Genomic DNA, 20,300 nt, shown 5'->3' on the forward strand with positions numbered 1-20,300 from the left:
CGCCTCAGTTTTGACCTAAAATAAACCTTACATGAACGGGAATTTGAATCCCTTTTTCTTTCCTTTTTGCATGTTCGTAACCTGTTTCATCATCTTTTTCATTTCTTCGAATTGCTTCAGTAGACGGTTCACTTCTTGAATCGATCTGCCGCTTCCTTTGGCAATCCGTTTCTTGCGGGATGCATTCATGGTTTCTGGATGTTCCTTTTCAAGCGTTGTCATTGAACGGATGATAGCTTCAACATGACCGATCTGTTTCTCATCAATCTGAAGGTTGTCCATCCCTTTCATTTTATTCGCACCGGGAATCATTTTCAGAATATCATCAAGCGGTCCCATATTCCGCACCTGACCAAGCTGCTCAAGGAAATCATCAAAGGTAAAAGTGGCTGTACGCATCTTTTTCTCTAATTCTTTCGCTTTTTCTTCATCTACATTGGCCTGTGCTTTTTCGATAAGGGTCAATACATCACCCATGCCGAGGATCCTTGACGCCATCCGTTCCGGATGGAACGCTTCAAGTGCATCCAATTTTTCACCCATACCGACGAATTTAATCGGCGTATCGGTGACTGAACGAATTGAAAGTGCCGCACCACCACGTGTATCCCCATCAAGTTTCGTTAATACGACTCCCGTCAGGCCTAGCTGTTCATTGAAGCTTTGGGCTACATTGACCGCATCCTGACCTGTCATCGCATCGACAACCAGGAAGATTTCATCAGGTTTTGTCAACTCTTTGATATCCTTCAGTTCGCCCATCAAGTTTTCATCAACATGAAGGCGGCCTGCGGTATCAATCAACACATAATCATGATGTTCTTCCTTAGCTTTTTCAATTGCCTGTTTGGCAATTTCAACAGGACTGACCTGGTCCCCAAGGGAGAAAACAGGCATGCTTAATTGTTTGCCAAGTGTTTCAAGCTGCTTAATCGCCGCCGGACGGTAAATATCAGCCGCAACGAGCAATGGCTTGCGGTTGTATTTTTTTCTAAGAAGATTGGCAAGCTTTCCGGTGGTCGTCGTTTTACCAGCACCCTGAAGCCCTACCATCATAATGACAGTCGGTGGTTTCGAGGCAACGGCAATCTTGCTCTGTTCGCCGCCCATCAGCTCCGTCAATTCTTCCTTAACTACTTTAATTACCTGTTGACCGGGGGTTAAGCTTTTCAGCACTTCCTGACCTACCGAACGTTCACTGACACGTTTTACAAAATCCTTCACGACTTTAAAGTTAACATCCGCTTCAAGCAGGGCCAATCGAACTTCACGCATCATTTCTTTTACGTCCGCTTCGTTGACCTTCCCTTTTCCACGGATCTTTTGCATCGTGCTCTGCAGTCGGTCGGCCAATCCTTCAAATGCCATATTGCCGCCTCCTAATCCAACTTCTCAAGCGTTGTGATTGCGTCTAGCAGCTTCTCTTTTGAAAAGGAATCCTTTTCTATGAGTCCCTTCATATTCGCAATCCACTGGTTACGCTCTTGAAATTTTTGAAATAACAATAGCTTTGCTTCGTATTCCTCAAGCATCGCTTCTGTTCTTTTTATATTATCATAGACTGCCTGCCTACTGACTTCGTATTCATCGGCAATCTCGCCAAGAGAGTAATCATCCAGATAGTAGAGGGACATGTAGCTCTGCTGCTTCTCTGTTAACAACGATTGGTAAAAGTCATACAAATAATTAATCCGCGTTGTCTTTTCAAGCATCTTAGCAAGCCTCCCTGCTGTTAAGTGAAAACCCTTTACAAGTTTATATTGTAAAGCCTTGTTTATTTGATGTCAAGTCAAACTCCTTACCACTTGTTTGCAAAGCAATATTTTTTTCTTTTTCCCACTTTTTTTTAGACCTTTCTGCAATTGTTCCTCCAAATAGCCACTGTGAATCCTGTATTAAGAATGGTGCTCATCAAAGCAAGGACAAAAAAACCAGAAGAGAATAATCTCTTCCGGCTTCAATTTTTCTTAAACCTCTTCTTTATCGATAATATCAGCAAAAAGGCCATAAACATATTTCTCAGCATCGAATTCCTGTAGATCGTCCATTTTTTCACCTAGCCCGACAAATTTCACGGGAATGGCCAATTCATTGCGAATCGCCAAAACAATTCCACCTTTTGCGGTGCCATCAAGCTTTGTTAAAACGATACCGGAAACATTGGTCGCTTCTTTGAATGTCTTGGCCTGAACAAGGGCATTTTGTCCAGTTGTAGCATCAAGGGCAAGCAACACCTCGTGTGGTGCACCTGGTACTTCACGTTCAATTACACGTTTCACCTTTTCCAATTCCTTCATTAAATTCACTTTATTCTGTAAGCGACCGGCAGTGTCACAGATCAGGATATCAGCTTTTCGTGCCTTGGCGGCCTGGATGGCATCGAACATGACCGCTGCAGGGTCAGAGCCTTCACCCTGTTTGATTACACTGACACCGACACGCTCCCCCCAAACCTCAAGCTGCTCAATCGCACCGGCACGGAAGGTATCCCCGGCAGCCAATACGACAGATTTACCTTCCGTTTTGAATTTATGGGCAAGTTTACCAATAGTCGTCGTTTTACCTACCCCATTAACCCCTACAAACAAAATGACCGTCAAACCTTCTTCTTGTATATTCAGGCTTGAAGTCGCTTCATCATCACCTTGGTAGATTTCAACAAGCTTTTCGGAAATAACGGACTGCACTTCCCTCGTATCAGAGATATTGCGAAGCTTGACTTCCATTTTTAATTGATCAATTAGTTCCATCACAGTATCAAAGCCTACATCAGCCTGTATCAGGATTTCTTCAAGTTCTTCAAAAAAGTCCTCATCCACTTTCCGGTAACGGGCAACAAGTTCATTAACCCTTCCAGTAAAGGAATTCCTCGTCTTTGTCAAACCTTGCTTGAATTTTTCCCCTATGGATACTTCTGCTTCAACTGATTTTTCTTTTTCTTCCTGGGTCGTAAATTTCTCTTTTAGCTTTTTGAAAAAACTCATTGTCCCACTTCCTCTAATTCATGAATTTTAAACTTCAATAAAGTTTTCTGATTCTTCCATCCGGACTGAAACAAGTTTGGAGACGCCTGACTCCTGCATTGTAATGCCATATAGGACATCCGCCGCTTCCATCGTGCCTTTTCGGTGAGTAATCACGATGAACTGCGTTTCCCTGCTGAACTTCCTTAAAAATTGACTGAACCGGACGACATTCGCCTCATCAAGCGCTGCCTCGACTTCATCAAGGATACAGAAAGGTACCGGACGCACTTTTAGAATGGAGAATAAAAGGGCTATGGCTGTCAATGCTCGTTCTCCCCCGGATAAGAGGCTCAAATTTTGCAGTTTTTTCCCAGGAGGCTGTGCAATGATATCTACCCCTGTATTCAATAAATCATCAGGATTTGTCAGTTTCAGCTCCGCTCTGCCTCCGCCAAATAAAGCTTTGAAGACTTGTTCGAATTCTTCACGGATCGAATGGAAGGTGTCCGCAAAGCGCCGCTTCATTTCATCATCCATTTCATCGATGACTTGGAATAATGTATCTTTCGCCTGTTGAAGGTCTTCCTTTTGACTAAGAAGGAATTCGTAGCGTTCAGCTACACGTGAGTATTCATCAATTGCACCTAGATTCACCGTCCCCAGTTCCTCGATTGCAAGCTTGATGAGCTTCACCCTTTTTTGAGCCTCTTCTGCTGGCATCATCAATGGATACTGTTCTTTAGCACCTTCAAAGGAAAGGGTATATTCTTCTCTCAAGTGGTCGAGGCGATTTTCCAGTTCGACATCCAGACGTGTTAATTTCACTTCTTCATCCTTTATCACTTCGACAATGCCTCTATAAAGTCGATTCTCTTCTTTCAAGGACAGTTCAAGCGTTTCAACTTCCGTTAGAAGCTCGTTTTTTTCCTGTTTTTTCATGGTGATTCCTTCAATTGCTCCATTTTTATCGAGCAATTTCTGTTTGGCCATATCTTCCAGGGACTCTTCCCCGCTTGAACTGTCTGTCATTTCATTGGTCAGAAGCCCTAAATCATCTTTGTTTTCGGCAAGCCTGCTTGTTTCCTTTGAAAGATCCGATTCAATGCGTTCCATCTTCTCTTTTTGGTTTTGTAGCTGCCCACGCTTAGAAGCCAGAATTACCCTCAGTTCATTCGTTTCTTCAGCAAGGCTCTCTTTTGAGGATTGTTGAGATTGCTTTTGTTCGGTCATTTCGGAAATCAACCGGTCCAGCCCTTCAATTTCCGTTTTACATGATTCCAAAAGTTCTTCCAGCTCTTCAAGTCTTGCCGTTTTTTGCTGTTGTTCTTCTAAATATGAATTTTTATCCAAATCATAAAGATGCAGCCGCTCATTCACATTTCTTTCCTGCAGCTCAACTTCACGGAGTTCGCCCTTAAGGGTTTGTTCTTGTAATCGAAGTCTCTCTCCTGTTTTTCTGGTTTGTTCAAGCGTTTGCTCTTGAACACCCACATCCACTTTGAGCTGTTTGACTTGCTTTTCCAGCTGATTCGTTTTAGCTTCCATGGCATCAAGTTTTTGATGGAGCTCTTCCAATTCCGTTTTTCTTGAAAGCAGGGAGGTCGTTTTTTGCTTTAAGGCTCCACCAGTCATTGAACCACCTGGATTCACGATATCCCCTTCAAGTGTTACGAAGCGGAAACGGTGCTGCATCATTTTCGCCAGGTCATTTGCACCTTTTAAATCTGTGGTGATCATCACCGTTCCTAATAGGTTTTCAGCAATCGCTGCATGCCTATCATCATATTGGATCAAAGAGGAACCAGTCCCTACAAAAGCTGAATGACTCTTCAGCATCGATAATTGGTTAGCTGATATCTCTCTTGCCTTCATTACTGATAAAGGCAAGAACGTCGCACGTCCATACCTATTTTTCTTCAAGAAGGAAATGGCTTCCCGTGCATGCTCTTCGCGTTCCACGACCACATGCTGCATCGCTCCGCCCAGAGCCGTTTCTATGGCCGTTTCATATTCCTTTGGAACCTTTATCAATTCCGCAACTGCCCCTTCAATGCCTCGAAGGGTTTCTTTCGCTTTCAAAACCTCTTTTACACCCTGAAAAAAGCCTGCATAATCATCTTCCATTTCTTCAAGCAGTTCCTTACGTGATTTTGCCTGTTGAAGGAATTGATAGGCCTTATAAAGGGTGGTTTCTTGTTTTTGATACGTATCTTTTGCCGCATTCAATTTATTCTGCTGATTTCGGAAATAAGTGACATGCTCTTCAAGCTGCTTTGTCATATTGTCCATCAGCTGTGAATATTCCATTTTTTTAGCAGTGATATCCATTCTTTCGGTTAAGAACTTTTCATTTTCCATATCAAGTTTAGCATTTTTATGTTCCTGCTGTGTTAGCTGCTGGAGCAGGTATTGTTTTTCGTTTTTAGCTGATGCCTGCTTGTTCAACCACTCGATATAGTCACTCTTTTTCGCTTCGATCATCGCTTCGATATCACTATTGAATAGGCCTAGGCTTTTTTGTTTTTCATGTAAGGTTTCTTGAATCCCTTTCACTTCCAAGTTCAGTGCATTCAGGATTTCCGTTTCTCTTTCCTTTTGCAAAGACAAACGCTCGACAGCCGCCTCACCTTCCACAATCGCTTTTTCTAGCTGTGACTTGTTTTGGGCAGCATTTTTTTTCCGTTCTTTCAAAACTTCTTTACGGCCTTCAAGCTTTTCAAGTTCTTCGCTGGCATTCAGGAGAATTTCCTGAAGTCCATTGATCGATGTCTCAAGCGTCGCAAGACTATCCCTTAGCTTTTTGAGATGCGCTTCCCTGTCATGAAGCTGTCCTGCCATTTGCTGTTCCATTTCATTATGTTTTTCAAGTTCCTGTGACAGTTTTTCCCATTTTTCATAAAGTTCTTCTATTTCAAAAACGGTTAAAGCCACTTCTATTTGCTCAAGTTCTTCTTTCTTCGCCAAAAATTCCTTGGCGAGGGAAGACTGAATTTTTAACGGTTCCACCTGCCCCTCCAATTCATGGAGGATATCATGGACACGGTTTAAGTTATCCTGTGTTTCCGTCAGCTTCGATTCCGCTTTTCGTTTTCTTGTTTTATACTTCAGGACACCGGCTGCTTCTTCAAAGATCACTCGTCTCTCTTCAGCCTTACTGCTTAGGATTTCTTCCACTTTCCCTTGGCTGATGATTGAAAATGCTTCTCGTCCAAGACCAGAATCCATGAAAAGGTCTATGATGTCTTTCAGACGGCAACCTTGATTATTAATGAAAAATTCACTTTCCCCCGATCGATATACACGTCTTGTCACACTGACTTCATGAAAGTCAATCGGCAGGGAATTGGTCTCGTTATCAAGGGTCAATGATACTTCCGCAAAATTCAACGCTTTCCTCGTATCACTTCCCGAAAAGATGATATCTTCCATTTTGGCTCCACGCAGTGATTTCGCAGACTGCTCTCCAAGTACCCATCGGACTGCATCGGTCACATTACTTTTACCGCTTCCGTTTGGTCCAACCACTGCCGTGACACCAGGTACAAAATCAATCGAAATTTTCTCTGCGAAAGATTTAAATCCTACAACGTCCAAGCGTTTGAGGAACATGACCTTTCCTCCTCTACTGTTCAACTATCTTGTTGGTTTTTTTCTTTTAAAACGATCAATGCATGCTCGGCAGCATGCTGCTCCGCTTCTTTTTTGGACTTTCCTATTCCAGAGCCCAGCTCTTCCCCATTCAGGGAGACGGTCGAAACAAACTCCCGATTATGAGCCGGTCCTTTTTCCTGCAAGATCTTATATTGCAGGACACCGATGGCATCCCGCTGGATCAGCTCCTGAAGCTGGCTCTTATAATCCATCACATGAGAAAAAGCACCCTCGTCTATCTTCGGAAACACGACATTCGTCAAAAACTGCACAACTGGCTCTAATCCTTGATCAAGGTACAAAGCACCAATGTAAGCTTCGAATACATCCGCAAGCATGGCAGGGCGTTCTCTTCCACCTGTCATTTCTTCCCCTTTTCCGAGTAATACATATTCCCCGTAAGAAAGGCTATTTGCAAAAGCAACAAGTGAAGGCTCACACACAATGGCTGCCCTTAGTTTGGTAAGTTCACCTTCGCTCATCATCGGATATTTTTGATATAAGTATTTAGAGATGGTCAGTTCAAGTACAGCGTCCCCCAGGAATTCAAGCCTTTCATTATCTTCATAAGGCTTACGGCGATGCTCATTCACATAAGATGAATGTGTAAAAGCTTGTTTCAATAAATTTTCATCTTTAAAATGAAAACCCAGATTTTCTTGCAACTGTTTAAATTTATTATCCTTGATTGATGGTTTACGATTATTTCCGTTCCTACGCATCACACAAAACCCTCCACAACGGTTCAAAAAGCATATTTTTCCAATATATAAAAAGAAACCTGGCAGGAATTCCTGTCAAGCTTTCCTATGTACCATCATACATTATTATCCGCTTAAAGAAAACTAATGGCAAAAGACCACTGCCAAGCAGGCGGAGCTTACCCGTGTACATGCTCATTCCCTTATCTGCCGCTGCATCAAACTTCTTTAAGCAATAAGAGAAAGCCCCGTTAAAAAACGGAGCTTTTAGTCAAATGACAATTCATTACATAGTGCTTTGTATGTAATTCACAGCATCACCTACTGTGGCGATTTTTTCAGCGTCATCGTCCGAAATTTCCATATCAAACTCGTCTTCGAATTCCATGACTAGTTCAACTACATCCAGGGAATCGGCACCAAGATCTTCTTTGAAAGAAGCTTCAAGTTTTACCTCTGATTCTTCCACGTTCAAACGATCTACAACGATTTTAGTTACTCTTTCTAATACATCTGCCAATGTGTTCACCTCCCCTCAAGACATTATAAATTAATTTCGAAAAAAATCAAAGAAAACTTACATGACCATGCCGCCATCTACATGAAGAGTTTGCCCAGTCATATATTTGCTAGCCTCAGAAGCGAGGAAAGACGCCACTGCAGCAATATCTTTAGGGTCACCGAAGCGTGCAAGCGGAATTTGGTCCAGCATGGCTTTTTGGACGTCTTCAGGCAATTCACCAGTCATATCCGTTGAGATGAAACCTGGGGCAATCGCATTGACCGTAATGCCTCTTGAAGCAAGTTCCTTTGCCGTGGTTTTAGTCAGGCCGATCACACCAGCTTTAGCCGCTACATAATTAGCCTGCCCTGCATTTCCGCTGACGCCGACGATCGATGCCATATTGATGATCCTGCCGCTGCGCTGCTTCATCATTTGCCTTGTAACCGCTTTGGTGCATAGGAACACGCCTTTAAGATTCGTATTGATCACAGAATCCCATTCATCTTCTTTCATACGCATCAATAGGTTATCACGCGTGATACCTGCATTATTAACCAGGATATCCACTCTGCCAAACTGTTCGACGACCTCTTTGATCATGCTTGTCACCGATTCACTATTTGCAACATCGCATTGGATGGTGAATGCTTTACGGCCCAATTCCTTGATTTCATCAACCACTTCATTCGCTTTAGCTTCATTTCCAGAATAGTTGATGGCAACGTCTGCTCCTTGACGGGCAAGTTCTAACGCAACTTCCCTGCCAATTCCTCGTGAAGCTCCCGTTACAAGTGCTTTTTTACCTTCGAGGATCATGCTTGTACCCCCTTCAAAGTTTCAATTGTTTTAGTTAGAGTATCTATATCGGATACCGAGTGAATTTGAACGGAACGATCAATTTTCTTTATCAATCCGCCCAATACTTTCCCCGGGCCCACCTCGATGAACGTATCCACGCCCAATGCAAGTAGATTTTTCACACTGTCCTCCCAAAGGACCGGTGAATACAGCTGTTCGATTAATTTTTCTTTTATTTCAGCAGGTGCAGTAATGGGCTTAGCCGTTACGTTTGAAATGACAGGAATTTCTGCCTGTTTAAAGCTTACCTCATCGAGGACACCCTGTAACTTTTCTGCTTGCCGGTTTCATCAATTCCGAATGGAACGGTCCACTCACTTCAAGAGGAAGAGCCCGTTTAGCCCCATTTTCCTTGGCTTTTGCACTGGCAAGTTTAACCCCTTCCGAGGTGCCTGAAATGACGATTTGCCCTGGACAATTAATATTGGCCAATTGAACGGATTCCCCTGTGGCCGTAATTTCAGCAGTGACATCGGATAGAGCTTCCCGGTCCATTCCCAATATCGCAGCCATTGAGCCTTGTCCATTCGGTACCGCAGCTTCCATGAATTCACCACGCTTACGCACTGTATATACGGCATCTTCAAAAGAAATTGCACCAGATGCCACTAATGCCGTATATTCACCTAAACTGTGCCCGGCTGTATAATCAGGTTTGATCCCCGCTTCTTCCAACTCCTTGACAAAAGCATAACTCGTGGTCAATAAAGCAGGCTGTGCATTATAAGTCACCGTTAATTCTTGTTGTGTGCCATTAAAGATCAATTCGGAAAGTGGAAAATCAAGTTTTTCATCAGCTGTTCGAAAAATTTGCTGAGCACGCTCGTTTTCCTGAAATAAGCCATGCCCCATTCCTATTGATTGTGAACCTTGTCCTGGAAAGACAAAAGCAATTTTACCCATCTGTTACTCCCCTGCCTCTATGATTTATTATTGTTTTTCTATCGTCTCCGCAATTGTCGATATGACGTCATTACCAACCATATCGCGAGTCTGGCGTATTGCATTAAAGACCGCATTCGCATCTGAAGAACCATGAGCCTTAATGACAGGCGCCTTCAAACCGAATAGGCCAGCACCGCCATACTCCGAGTAATCCATTTTACTTTTTATGCCTTTTAGTTCAGGCTTTACCATTGCTGCAGCCAATTTACTCTTGAGATTGCTCATCAAGGCCGTTTTCACCATTTTGAATACGCCCATAGCAGTACCTTCCAGCGTCTTTAACACCATATTTCCCGTGAAGCCGTCCGTTACGACAACATCTGCCGGACCGCTTAGGAGGTCCCTTGCCTCTACGTTACCTATAAAGGATATCTCCGATGATTGCTGCAGTAATGTAAAGGCATGCTTAGTCAGTTCATTCCCTTTTTTTTCTTCCGTTCCGATATTAAGTAATCCTACACGGGGCTTTTCGATTCCCCGCACTTTTTGGGCATAAACAGACCCCATTATGGCGAATTGAAGGAGATGCTCCGGTTTCGCATAGGAGTTCGCGCCTACATCCAGTAGTACAAAACCTTTACCATCGATTGTCGGAAGGGTGGGTGCCAATGCCGGACGTTCAATGCCTTCTATCCTTCCGACCACAAACAGGCCTGCAGCCATTAGCGCCCCGGTATTGCCTGAAGAAATGCATGCATCGGCTTCTCCATCAGCCACTTGCTGTGCAGCCAATACCATCGAGGCGCTTTTCTTGCGGCGAACCGCACGAACAGGTTCATCGGTACTTAATATTTTTTCATCAGTATGTATAACCCTTATTCGGCCATGTTTCGCTAAGTATTGGTTAATCTCGGATTCATTGCCTATCAAGGTGATTTCCACATCGGAAAAAGTCTCGACAGCTTTCATCGCTCCCAAAACCTGTGCCTTGGGAGCATTATCGCCACCCATTGCATCTATCGTTATCTTCATTTTATTTCATCCTTTACTAGCAAGTTAAGAGCGATACATTTCGAACTCGCCTTTAAAAACCAGTTCATTACCCACGTAGCTTCTAACCTCCACCACGGAACGATCGTTGGTGTGGTCCACGTTTTTGACCCTCGCTTTAGCTACCACTCTTTCATTTTCCTTTACAGAACGAGTAAATAAAATGGATGCTTTCGCAGTTAATGCCAATTCATCATTTATGACTGCTACAGCCAATGAATTTGCTTGGGCAAAAAGGTGATGTCCCCTTGCAATTCCATTCCGCTTAAAGACATGCTCTTTATTTATATCCAAAATCGAAATTGCATTGTCATCTAAATTAAGATCAATTACTTCCCCGATGATTTCATCCAAAGGCAATGCCCTGATTTCGTCACTGAATTTTTTCTCGGCCACGCTTTTAATACGTTCACGCAGTTCCGGTATCGATAATTCAAGACGGTCAAGCCTAATGGTCTGGACGCTCACCGAATATTTTTCAGCCAGCTCCTCATCCGTTACAAAAGGATTCTGTTTAATCGTTTCGATTAATAATTGCTGGCGTTCCTTCTTATTTCTTCGCATTTTGAAGGTCACCATCCGTAGTATTATGACTAGGTACTAATAGTAGTATATATATTTTAAAAACAGATTGCAAGATATTGCGTAAAATCTCACAATCTGCTATTGGTTTTTTATATTCAGTTCAGTCCAGTTTTTCTCCCGTAAATACGCCAGTTCCCTCTAAATAGTTCCGCAGCGGTGCATACTCCGGGGAATGCCAAAAGCTTTGGGAGGCAATCAATTTTGCAGCATCCGTCCTTGCCACTTCCAGGGTCCTGTAATCATGGACCATGTCGGCTACCTTGAACTCGGGAAGGCCGCTTTGTTTTTTACCGAAGAAGTCCCCGGGGCCACGTAGTTCCAAATCTTTTTCAGAAAGGGCAAAACCATCGTTTGTTTCGGTCATGATTTTCATCCTTTCTTTGCCGACTTCCGTTTTCGGATCGGCCAGCAGGATGCAAAAAGACTGATCACTTCCCCGTCCTACCCTTCCGCGTAACTGATGCAACTGTGAAAGCCCAAAGCGCTCCGCATCATAAATGACCATTACCGTGGCATTCGGAACATTCACCCCAACCTCGACAACCGTCGTGGAAACAAGGATTTGTGCTTCATTGGCACTAAACTGCTGCATCACTTCGTCTTTTTCATCCGCGGGCAGCCTTCCATGCATAAGTCCCACTTGGTACCTGTTCGCAAAGTATTGGGTCAGCATTGCATGAACATCAAGAACATTCTGTAAAGAATCGAGTTTCTCCGACTCCTCAATCAATGGACAGATGACGTAAGCCTGTCTCCCTTTCTTTAGTTCCTTTTCGACAAAGGTTAAGATCCGATCAAGCATTTGGTGTTTCGCCCAATAGGTTTCTATCGCTTTACGCCCGGCAGGCATTTCATCGATCGTTGAGACGTCCATTTCCCCAAACACTGTAATAGCGAGCGTTCGCGGAATCGGTGTAGCCGTCATGAAAAGTACATCTGGATTTGTACCTTTTTCACGAAGGATTCGGCGCTGCTCCACTCCGAAACGATGTTGTTCATCCGTTATGACCAGACCCAGGTTCCGAAAATTCACTTCATCCTGTATCAACGCATGAGTTCCTATCAAAAGATCTAGCTCACCGGATTCGAGCATTTGCAATAGTTCCTTGCGCTTTTTGCCTTTTACCGAACTTGTCAACAATGCGACCTTTACTCCACTCGGTTCCAACATCGCCTTCAAGGATTGTGTATGCTGCTCGGCCAAGATTTCCGTCGGGACCATAAGTGCACCTTGGAAACCTGCTGTAATCGTCGCCTTCAGGCATATGGCGGCAACCACCGTTTTTCCAGACCCGACATCCCCTTGAAGTAGACGATTCATCCTGTAGGGAGATTTCATGTCATTCATTATTTCTTCGACAACCCTATTCTGGGCGTTCGTCAAAGGAAAAGGGAGAGTTTTAACAAAGGCTTCCAGCTGCTCCATGTCAAACTCCTGGCCAATTCCTTTTGACTGCTCCCGCTGCACTTTACGAAGTGCCTGCATTTTAAGTTGAAACAATAAAAATTCTTCAAACACAAAACGGCGTCTTGCCTTTTTTACATCATTGGCCGATTGCGGGAAATGCATGGTACGAAGAGCATCGTTACGCGGCATCAGTTTGTATGCCGCCAGTAATTGCGGGGGCAGATTTTCTTCTATCATTGTTCCATATTCAGAAAATGCATTGGAGATAAAGCGGCGGAGCCCTTTGACAGTAATGCTGCCCTTCACTGAATACACCGGTTCGAACTCTTTCTCCCGGCTACGATCACCAACGTGGCATTCTGAGCCTGTAATGGTTTGGCGATGACGATCCCACTTTCCTGTTATAGTTACGGTTTCGCCAATCGCAAGCTTGGGCTTCAGATATGGCTGGTTAAAAAAAATGACATTTATTAAATATCTTCCAGTCAACACTTTAATCGTAAGCCTGGATTTTTTCTTTCCGAAGTACCCTAACGTGGGCACCGTATGAACCTTGCCTTCTACTGTAACCCGCTCATCATGCTCGACCGTTTCTAAATCCCTCAACCGGTAATCTTCATAGCGATATGGGAGGTGCTCAAGGAGATCCGCGACGGTATGGATCTCCATTTCCCCCAATGCTGCTGCCGTTTCGGCCCCAATGCCTTTTACTGCTGTGATGGGTTCCTGTAAAGTCGAGTTCACTTCTTATTCAGCGGTAAGCCAAAGATTTTCGCTTCCAACTCCCGCCCAGTCGGTGTAGCCGCTAAACCTCCTTGTGCAGTTTCCCTAAGAGCCGATGGCATCGTTTGACCGATTTTGTACATCGCATCAATCACTTCATCACACGGAATGCGGCTTGTGATCCCCGCTAACGCCATATCTGCGGCAACCATAGCATTGGCTGCACCCATGGCATTACGCTTCACACAAGGCACCTCCACAAGCCCAGCAACAGGGTCACACACAAGACCAAGCATGTTCTTTAATGTGATTGCCATCGCTTCTGCACTTTGTGCAGGTGTCCCTCCTGCCATTTCAACGATGGCTGCCGCTGCCATACCCGAAGCAGAACCGACCTCCGCCTGACAGCCCCCTGCGGCTCCAGAGATCGAAGCATTATTCGCTACTATAAAACCAAACGCCCCTGCTGTAAATAGGAACTCAATTTTCTGTTCCCGATTCGGTTTTAATTTATTTTGCAAAGCAAAAAGGGTTCCAGGCACAACACCAGCAGAACCGGCAGTCGGTGTCGCACAAATCGTCCCCATGGCTGCGTTCACTTCGTTTGTTGCCACGGCTTTGCTTACCGCATCCAACAGCAGTTCACCGGATAAGGACTTTCCTGATTCAATGTAATTCTGAAGAAGGACTGCATCCCCTCCCGTCAGGCCGGAAACGGACCGTACACCTTGAAGTCCTTTTTCAACTGCCCGTTCCATTACATCCAGGTTGACTCCCATCTGGCGGATGATTTCTTCACGGCTTTTTCCCGTTACTTCCATTTCCTGCTCTATCATCAGCGTTGAAATTCTTTTCTCCTTTGATTCAGCTAATTCTACTAATTCCGCTACATTTCGAAACATGATTTCTTCTCCTTCCTAAGTGGAAACGATTGCCCTATCAATCCACAATCCTTGCTACTTGAGTGATGTTGGGGAGTGCTGTAATTTCAGCGATGACGTGATCCTCCAGGTTATGGTCCACTTCAATCGTCATCAAGGCCATCTTCCCTTTCTCTTTTCGGGAGACTTCCATCTGGCCAATATTGATTTGATGCTTGGCTAATATGTTTGAAACATTGGCAATGGCACCAAATCGATCATCATGAACGACGAGTATGGCAGGGTTGTGCCCGGAGAGCCTCAATTTAAATCCGTTCAGTTCGACGATTTCGATCTTTCCCCCGCCAATCGATATTCCGACAAGTTCCAGTTCACCATCTTCATCACCAACTGTTATTTTTGCTGTATTGGGATGTTCCGGTACGGCTTCTTCTTCTCGAAAAGTAATCTTCATTTTCTTTTTACGGGCTATTTCCAGCGATTCTTTGATTCTCTCATCAAATGTATCAAAATCAAGTAAGCCTCCTACAATGGCTACATCCGTTCCATGGCCTTTATAGGTTTTGGCAAACGATCCGTAAAAAGAAATATGGGCCCATTTTGGTTCCCGGTCGAATAAATTCCTGGCAACCCTACCGATCCTTGCAGCTCCTGCTGTATGGGAACTAGAGGGGCCGATCATAACAGGACCAATTATATCGAATACACTTCTAAATTTCATGATTTGCTCCTCCTTCTAAACACTGGGAGTGGTTTAATAATAAAGCCTGATATATTGTAATTATAATTACGCTGTCCGTAATCCTTCTTTTCATAAAAATAAAACTGCATAGCCTAATGACATATGCAGTTTATTGCCTTTTATTTTCAGGATCCGCCAAACATTGTGACGAATAAGTCTCCCTTATGTTCATGGCTCTCTACTTATTCAATTGAAAAAATAAAAGAATATAAAGGCTGTTTCCCATTATGGACTTCAACTTCAACGTCTTCGAAATTCTCATTACAAAACGCAACAAGACTTTCGACATCTTCAGCAGTGGCATCTTCTCCATATAAAATGGTAAGGATTTCTGAATCTTCGTCAATCATATCGGCGAGAAGATCTTTTGCCGCTTGAGTCATGTCTTTATCCTTCACTTTGATGGTTCCTTCAGCAATTCCCATGAAGTCCCCGGTCTCGATTGCAAGACCATCAATGTTGGTATCCCGGACAGCATAAGTAATCTGGCCCGTTTTCACATGCAAAAGGGCTTCGTTCATCGCTTTTTTATTCTCTTCAGCATCAAGTGAAGGGTTGAAAGCCAACAATGCAGCCATTCCTTGTGGCACTGTTTTCGTTGGGATAACAGTCACATGATCCCCAAGTACATCTGCAGCCTGATTGGCCGCCATGATGATATTTTTATTGTTAGGCAAGATGATCACATGATCTGCATATGCCTCTTCGACAGCTTTTACGATATCTTCCGTGCTAGGATTCATCGTTTGTCCGCCTTCGATTACGGACTTAGCGCCGATGCTTTTGAATAATTCGCTGATGCCAGCACCCATCGCCACTGACACTACAGCGTACTTCTCTTTGGTGGAAGGTTTAGTTTGAAGCGGTGTATTCGTCTCACCTACAATCGCAGTATGCTGTTCACGCATATTGTCGATTTTCATTTTTATTAAACTACCATATCGCTGTCCATAATTCAGGCACGTGCCAGGCTGTTCAGAGTGAATATGTACTTTGACAACTTCATCATCAGAGATGACTAATAAAGAATCTCCGTATTCACTTAAATCATTTCTGAATTTTTCTTCATCAAATGATTTATTGGCAAGTTTTTCACTTTCCAATCGGACCATGAATTCCGTGCAGTAGCCATACACGATATCTTCCGTGTTCATATGCCCTTGTACATTCATGTGATGTTCGGCACTGATCATGTCATCCATGCTTGGGCCATTTGCAGATCGGACTGGAAGGGCTTCACCTTTCAGTTCAGCAAGGAAACCTTCATAAACAAACACCAACCCTTGCCCGCCGCTATCAACGACTCCCACTTCTTTTAAGACTGGAAGAAGATCCGGTGTACGTTTTAATGAAGCATTGGCCTCCGTAACGATTTCTTCCATTACCTGAATAAGATCTATATGCTTTGCTGCTGATGAAACCGCTTGCTTGGCTGCATCTTTTGCAACCGTTAAAATGGTTCCTTCAACAGGCTTCATTACAGATTTATAAGCTGTCTGAACCCCTGCTTCAAAAGCTTGGGCAAATTCTTCACTATTGATTTCCGATTTATGTTCAATCGCTTTAGCAAAACCGCGGAACAGTTGCGAAAGGATAACTCCCGAATTGCCGCGTGCGCCCATCAGCAGTCCTCTTGAAAGGGACGTACCCACTTTCCCGATGTGTTCCTGGACGTTATTTTGCACTTCCTTCGCTCCCGAAGTCATCGATAAATTCATATTCGTTCCTGTATCTCCATCTGGAACAGGGAAAACATTCAACGCATCAACCATTTGGGCATTAGCCGCTAAATGGTTGGCACCTTGAATGATCATTTCTGCAAAGCGCTTTCCGTTTAAACTTGTAATTGACACAAAACTTTCCTCCCATACTTAAGGGTTCGTCACACGAACTCCCTGTACAAAAATGTTAACGGAATCAACAGCTAATCCTACAGTTTTGTCCAGAGTGTACTTTACCTTCGATTGCACATTATGTGCAACTTCCGAGATTTTCGTTCCATAACTTACGATAATATACATATCGATATGAACTTCTTCCTCTTCTTGACGGACAATTACACCCTTAGTAAAGTTTTCTTTTCTTAAAATTTCGGCAATGCCGTCTTTAAATTGTTTTTTGGAAGCCATTCCTATAATTCCGTAGCAATCCACGGCTGCACCGCCCGCTACAGTAGCGATAACATCATTAGAGATATCAATTTGTCCATACTTCGTTTGTAATTCGATAGACATTTTCTTTTCCCTCCCAAAAAATCAAATCAACTAAAGACATTTTACTATAATGTCTATGGTTTTAAAAGTAAATGTCTTACGGTCCTATATATAATTCTATTTTGAAGTATGTATGTCAAGGTTTTTTTCTTGAAAGTAATTAACTGAAGTATTGCATTCTAACGGTAGGTATGATAAATTATTAAAGTATTTTACAAAGACTTAAGACGACTGCGAAAAACTTAAGCTTGTTGTAGTTAGGAGGGAATTTAACATGGCACGTAAATGTGTAATCACTGGAAGAAGAACTCGTTCTGGTAACAGCCGCTCTCACGCAATGAACGCTAGCAAGCGTACATGGGGCGCTAACCTTCAAAAAGTACGTATTTTAGTTGACGGTAAACCTAAACGTGTATACGTTTCTGCAAGAGCTCTTAAATCGGGCAAAGTAGAACGCGTATAATGTTACGGCATCCTCTTAGGATGCCTTTTTACTTGTAATGGCCGGTATTTAATGGGGATGGTTATAATTCGTTGATCAGGTCTAGCCTGCATCAAGAAAGGAAGCCTTCACCCATTAATGGATGGCCGCCCCTTTCATTTTCCCGAAAAATAACACCTCCCTATATTCGAGAGGTGTCATGGAGATAAGTATCAGCCTTTTTTAAACGCTCCGAGCATAGCCCTTACCAAACTGCCCAGAACTTTTGGCAATTTAATCGTATAAAATTTCATCATGCCCCTCCTCTTTGCATCCCACAAATAAGATGAAGTGGAATTTTTCTATTACAACATAAGCTTTTAAGCGGATATAGGATGATCGTAATTATATCCGAATCTGCTCTAAGCATGAATTTTAATCACTGCTTCTTATCACCATTAATATGCCTTTCTCAAATGAAACATTCCCAGATTCGGAAATTAGTTCATTGCTGATGCAAAGCGTCGAACCTATTTCCAAGCTTGCATCATTCAATGGATATTTGAAACCCGAAAGAGTAATGCCTGTGACTTCCGCCGTCACAGGGAGCAATGACCAGTATTTCTTATCAATCAAAGCAGTGACCTCGTATGAACCCGCTGTCTTTACTGTGAATATATTTTGCTTATCAACTATGTATATATCTATATCGCCATGGTAAGGGAGGACACTTTCTTTTTGGAGCAGCTGGATATTTCCAAGAAAATGGTCCATTCTCCCCCCTGTAGCGCCCAGAATGTGAATTTCACTTGGCTTTTGCCCTAATGCCCATTTAAATGCGATTTCTAAATCCGTTTCATCCTTTTCCGAAGAATATAGATTGATTTGTTCCAGCCTTTGCTCAATCATCTTGTATTCACCTTCCGAAACTGAATCAAAATCCCCAAAACCGCACTTAGGTTCGATACCTTTTTCAAGCAAGGACCATACTCCCCTATCAACCCCGACCCAAAGATCAGTCTTCTCCTTATACCATGTCAAATCAGGCCAAAGACATTCAGGACCTCCAGCCATTATACTGATAATCATCTAAATCATCCTTTTCTATATAAATTCAATTGATAAAAAAAGCCGATCACCATCATACGAATATGATAGTGTCGGCTTATATCACTTTCCCCGGATCTTTTGAATCGCTGCGTGTCGATCTTCTTGATTATATATTGCCGAGCCGGCCACTAGGACTGTCGCCCCTTGTTCAATACATAGTTTAGCCGTTTCTTCATTTACTCCGCCATCAATCTCTATTTCCAAATTCTGATTGTACATTCCTGCCATCGCCTTCACTTCGGCAATTTTGGGCAGTACGGATTTAATGAATTTTTGCCCGCCAAAACCCGGATTAACCGTCATCAACAATACCATGTCAATATCTGCGATTATAGGTTGGATTAAGGAAGCTGGAGTGGCTGGATTAAGCACCACGCCTGCCTTTACACCAAAAGATTTAATCAATTGGATCGTCCGATGCAAATGAGTGCATGCCTCTACATGTACAGTTATATAATCGGCTCCCGCTTTCGCAAAAGCTTCGATATAACGATCGGGTTGTTCGATCATTAAATGAACATCAAGCGGAAGCTTTGTCACCGGCCGGATAGCTTCGACAATTAGTGAGCCTATCGTAATATTCGGCACGAAATGCCCATCCATGACATCTACATGGATTAAATCCGCTCCGCCTCTTTCAACATCAAGAATTTCTTCTCCCAATTTTGCAAAGTTAGCTGATAAAATGGATGGTGCGATTTTAACCATTTTAATACCTCGGCTTTCTATCTCTGATTTCTTCTAAGAATTGCATATAATGCTCATATCGATAACGTGGAATTTCCCCGGCATCAACCGCTTCCTTCACTGCACACTTCGGTTCTTTATCATGAAGGCATGCCCGGAATTTACAGTCTTCCCCATGCTTATGCATTTCCGGGAAGCAATAGGATAACCTTTCAGCTTCCATTTCCATGAATTCGAGTGAACTGAATCCTGGAGTATCCGCGACAAGTCCAGAGCCAATATGAATCAATTCAACGTGGCGGGTGGTATGCTTCCCACGTCCGAGGTGTGAAGAAATATCATCCGTCTTTAAAGCCAATTCAGGATTGATTGCATTCAGCAAAGACGATTTCCCAACGCCGGACTGACCTGCAAATACACTGGTTTTTCCTTCTAAATACGGCACCAGTTCTTCAATTCCTCCTGCTGTAACTGAAGATGTCTCCAGTACAGTATAGCCAAGTTTCTGATAATCCCTGATATACTGAGACAATTTCTTTTGGTTTTCAGCAGTAACCAAGTCCAGTTTCGTCACGACGATAATGGGTTCGATTTCGTTATCTTCGATCAGTACGAGAAATCGATCAAGCAAGGCTGGACTGAAATCAGGTTCTACTGCCGAAAAGACAAGGATTGCCTGGTCTACATTCGAGATTTGCGGACGTATCAATTCATTCTTTCGCGGTTTTATTTCGGTTACGGTCCCGTCCGTTTTATTTTCCGCTTCAAAAACCACATAATCACCCACAAGTGGCGTTACCTTATTCTTCCTGAACACTCCCCGTCCGCGACATTGATATACCTCTTCACCATCAAGGACATAATAAAATCCACTTAATGCTTTTATAATTTTTCCTTCGGGCATAACCACACTC

At 43.3% G+C, this 20,300-nt stretch carries 19 protein-coding genes and 1 pseudogene; 1 reads left to right on the plus strand and 19 read right to left on the minus strand.

The window, feature by feature from the left end; all coding sequences use genetic code 11:
• Positions 1-27: 27 nt before the first annotated feature.
• The 15 genes and pseudogenes from ffh to QFZ73_RS03120 form a co-directional block, all read right to left on the minus strand.
• Positions 28-1,368, minus strand: a complete 1,341-nt coding sequence (gene ffh / locus QFZ73_RS03050; protein ID WP_307262806.1) for a signal recognition particle protein — start codon at positions 1,366-1,368, stop codon at positions 28-30.
• An 11-nt stretch (positions 1,369-1,379) separates the two neighbouring features.
• Complete coding sequence (locus QFZ73_RS03055) at positions 1,380-1,712, minus strand: putative DNA-binding protein (RefSeq protein ID WP_061462382.1); 333 nt, start codon at positions 1,710-1,712, stop codon at positions 1,380-1,382.
• 255 nt (positions 1,713-1,967) lie between these two features.
• On the minus strand, positions 1,968-2,984 hold the full coding sequence (gene ftsY / locus QFZ73_RS03060) for a signal recognition particle-docking protein FtsY (RefSeq protein WP_307262811.1): 1,017 nt from the start codon (positions 2,982-2,984) through the stop codon (positions 1,968-1,970).
• Between the two features lie 27 nt (positions 2,985-3,011).
• Positions 3,012-6,575, minus strand: coding sequence for a chromosome segregation protein SMC (gene smc, locus QFZ73_RS03065; protein WP_307262814.1), 3,564 nt, complete (start codon positions 6,573-6,575; stop codon positions 3,012-3,014).
• Between the two features lie 20 nt (positions 6,576-6,595).
• Positions 6,596-7,339: a ribonuclease III gene (gene rnc, locus QFZ73_RS03070; protein ID WP_137018983.1), complete on the minus strand. Its 744-nt coding sequence runs from the start codon at positions 7,337-7,339 to the stop codon at positions 6,596-6,598.
• A gap of 265 nt (positions 7,340-7,604) precedes the next feature.
• Positions 7,605-7,838 carry an acyl carrier protein gene (locus tag QFZ73_RS03075; RefSeq protein WP_034313729.1) on the minus strand — a complete coding sequence of 78 codons (234 nt, stop codon included), beginning with the start codon at positions 7,836-7,838 and terminating at the stop codon, positions 7,605-7,607.
• Between the two features lie 57 nt (positions 7,839-7,895).
• Positions 7,896-8,639, minus strand: a complete 744-nt coding sequence (gene fabG / locus QFZ73_RS03080) for a 3-oxoacyl-[acyl-carrier-protein] reductase (protein ID WP_307262818.1) — start codon at positions 8,637-8,639, stop codon at positions 7,896-7,898.
• Positions 8,636-9,584 (minus strand): annotated as a pseudogene (gene fabD, locus QFZ73_RS03085) (ACP S-malonyltransferase). Before fabD ends, fabG begins: the two are co-directional and overlap by 4 nt.
• A gap of 27 nt (positions 9,585-9,611) precedes the next feature.
• A complete protein-coding gene (gene plsX / locus QFZ73_RS03090) occupies positions 9,612-10,598 on the minus strand; it encodes a phosphate acyltransferase PlsX (protein WP_307262820.1) in 987 nt (328 codons plus the stop codon).
• Between the two features lie 24 nt (positions 10,599-10,622).
• The gene (fapR, locus tag QFZ73_RS03095; RefSeq protein ID WP_034313744.1) at positions 10,623-11,180 is read right to left on the minus strand and encodes a transcription factor FapR; all 558 of its coding nucleotides are present in this window, start codon (positions 11,178-11,180) and stop codon (positions 10,623-10,625) included.
• Positions 11,181-11,301: 121 nt separating this feature from the next.
• Complete coding sequence (recG, locus tag QFZ73_RS03100; RefSeq protein WP_307262825.1) at positions 11,302-13,353, minus strand: ATP-dependent DNA helicase RecG; 2,052 nt, start codon at positions 13,351-13,353, stop codon at positions 11,302-11,304.
• Positions 13,350-14,234 carry an L-serine ammonia-lyase, iron-sulfur-dependent, subunit alpha gene (gene sdaAA, locus QFZ73_RS03105; protein WP_307262827.1) on the minus strand — a complete coding sequence of 295 codons (885 nt, stop codon included), beginning with the start codon at positions 14,232-14,234 and terminating at the stop codon, positions 13,350-13,352. The genes recG and sdaAA overlap by 4 nt, the downstream gene beginning before the upstream one ends.
• Before the next feature lie 37 nt (positions 14,235-14,271).
• A complete protein-coding gene (sdaAB, locus tag QFZ73_RS03110; protein WP_251427857.1) occupies positions 14,272-14,934 on the minus strand; it encodes an L-serine ammonia-lyase, iron-sulfur-dependent subunit beta in 663 nt (220 codons plus the stop codon).
• A 203-nt stretch (positions 14,935-15,137) separates the two neighbouring features.
• Positions 15,138-16,808, minus strand: a complete 1,671-nt coding sequence (locus tag QFZ73_RS03115) for a DAK2 domain-containing protein (RefSeq protein WP_307262832.1) — start codon at positions 16,806-16,808, stop codon at positions 15,138-15,140.
• Positions 16,809-16,826: 18 nt separating this feature from the next.
• Positions 16,827-17,189: an Asp23/Gls24 family envelope stress response protein gene (locus QFZ73_RS03120; RefSeq protein ID WP_048684651.1), complete on the minus strand. Its 363-nt coding sequence runs from the start codon at positions 17,187-17,189 to the stop codon at positions 16,827-16,829.
• Between the two features lie 253 nt (positions 17,190-17,442).
• Here QFZ73_RS03120 and rpmB point away from each other — a divergent pair, with 253 nt between their 5' ends.
• On the plus strand, positions 17,443-17,631 hold the full coding sequence (rpmB, locus tag QFZ73_RS03125) for a 50S ribosomal protein L28 (RefSeq protein WP_034313767.1): 189 nt from the start codon (positions 17,443-17,445) through the stop codon (positions 17,629-17,631).
• Positions 17,632-17,822: 191 nt separating this feature from the next.
• On the opposite strand, the gene spoVM is transcribed toward rpmB, so the two are convergent.
• The 4 genes from spoVM to rsgA form a co-directional block, all read right to left on the minus strand.
• Complete coding sequence (gene spoVM / locus QFZ73_RS03130; protein ID WP_034313769.1) at positions 17,823-17,903, minus strand: stage V sporulation protein SpoVM; 81 nt, start codon at positions 17,901-17,903, stop codon at positions 17,823-17,825.
• A 121-nt stretch (positions 17,904-18,024) separates the two neighbouring features.
• Positions 18,025-18,678 carry a thiamine diphosphokinase gene (locus QFZ73_RS03135; protein ID WP_251427851.1) on the minus strand — a complete coding sequence of 218 codons (654 nt, stop codon included), beginning with the start codon at positions 18,676-18,678 and terminating at the stop codon, positions 18,025-18,027.
• Positions 18,679-18,759: 81 nt separating this feature from the next.
• Positions 18,760-19,407, minus strand: coding sequence for a ribulose-phosphate 3-epimerase (rpe, locus tag QFZ73_RS03140; protein WP_307262844.1), 648 nt, complete (start codon positions 19,405-19,407; stop codon positions 18,760-18,762).
• A 1-nt stretch (position 19,408) separates the two neighbouring features.
• Positions 19,409-20,290: a ribosome small subunit-dependent GTPase A gene (gene rsgA / locus QFZ73_RS03145; protein WP_251427844.1), complete on the minus strand. Its 882-nt coding sequence runs from the start codon at positions 20,288-20,290 to the stop codon at positions 19,409-19,411.
• Positions 20,291-20,300 lie beyond the last annotated feature (10 nt).

Source organism: Peribacillus sp. V2I11, assembly GCF_030817135.1.
Taxonomy (GTDB): Bacteria; Bacillota; Bacilli; order Bacillales; family DSM-1321; genus Peribacillus; species Peribacillus simplex.

Coding starts and splice junctions, on each gene's coding strand:
- rpe (WP_307262844.1), bottom strand. CDS start 19,407: ATGGTTAAAATCGCACCATCCATTTTATCAGCTAACTTTGCAAAATTG.
- spoVM (WP_034313769.1), bottom strand. CDS start 17,903: ATGAAATTTTATACGATTAAATTGCCAAAAGTTCTGGGCAGTTTGGTA.
- plsX (WP_307262820.1), bottom strand. CDS start 10,598: ATGAAGATAACGATAGATGCAATGGGTGGCGATAATGCTCCCAAGGCA.
- ftsY (WP_307262811.1), bottom strand. CDS start 2,984: ATGAGTTTTTTCAAAAAGCTAAAAGAGAAATTTACGACCCAGGAAGAA.
- rnc (WP_137018983.1), bottom strand. CDS start 7,339: ATGCGTAGGAACGGAAATAATCGTAAACCATCAATCAAGGATAATAAA.
- QFZ73_RS03120 (WP_048684651.1), bottom strand. CDS start 17,189: ATGTCTATCGAATTACAAACGAAGTATGGACAAATTGATATCTCTAAT.
- rsgA (WP_251427844.1), bottom strand. CDS start 20,290: ATGCCCGAAGGAAAAATTATAAAAGCATTAAGTGGATTTTATTATGTC.
- fabG (WP_307262818.1), bottom strand. CDS start 8,639: ATGATCCTCGAAGGTAAAAAAGCACTTGTAACGGGAGCTTCACGAGGA.
- smc (WP_307262814.1), bottom strand. CDS start 6,575: ATGTTCCTCAAACGCTTGGACGTTGTAGGATTTAAATCTTTCGCAGAG.
- fapR (WP_034313744.1), bottom strand. CDS start 11,180: ATGCGAAGAAATAAGAAGGAACGCCAGCAATTATTAATCGAAACGATT.
- rpmB (WP_034313767.1), top strand. CDS start 17,443: ATGGCACGTAAATGTGTAATCACTGGAAGAAGAACTCGTTCTGGTAAC.
- sdaAA (WP_307262827.1), bottom strand. CDS start 14,234: ATGTTTCGAAATGTAGCGGAATTAGTAGAATTAGCTGAATCAAAGGAG.
- ffh (WP_307262806.1), bottom strand. CDS start 1,368: ATGGCATTTGAAGGATTGGCCGACCGACTGCAGAGCACGATGCAAAAG.
- QFZ73_RS03055 (WP_061462382.1), bottom strand. CDS start 1,712: ATGCTTGAAAAGACAACGCGGATTAATTATTTGTATGACTTTTACCAA.
- QFZ73_RS03135 (WP_251427851.1), bottom strand. CDS start 18,678: ATGATTATCAGTATAATGGCTGGAGGTCCTGAATGTCTTTGGCCTGAT.
- sdaAB (WP_251427857.1), bottom strand. CDS start 14,934: ATGAAATTTAGAAGTGTATTCGATATAATTGGTCCTGTTATGATCGGC.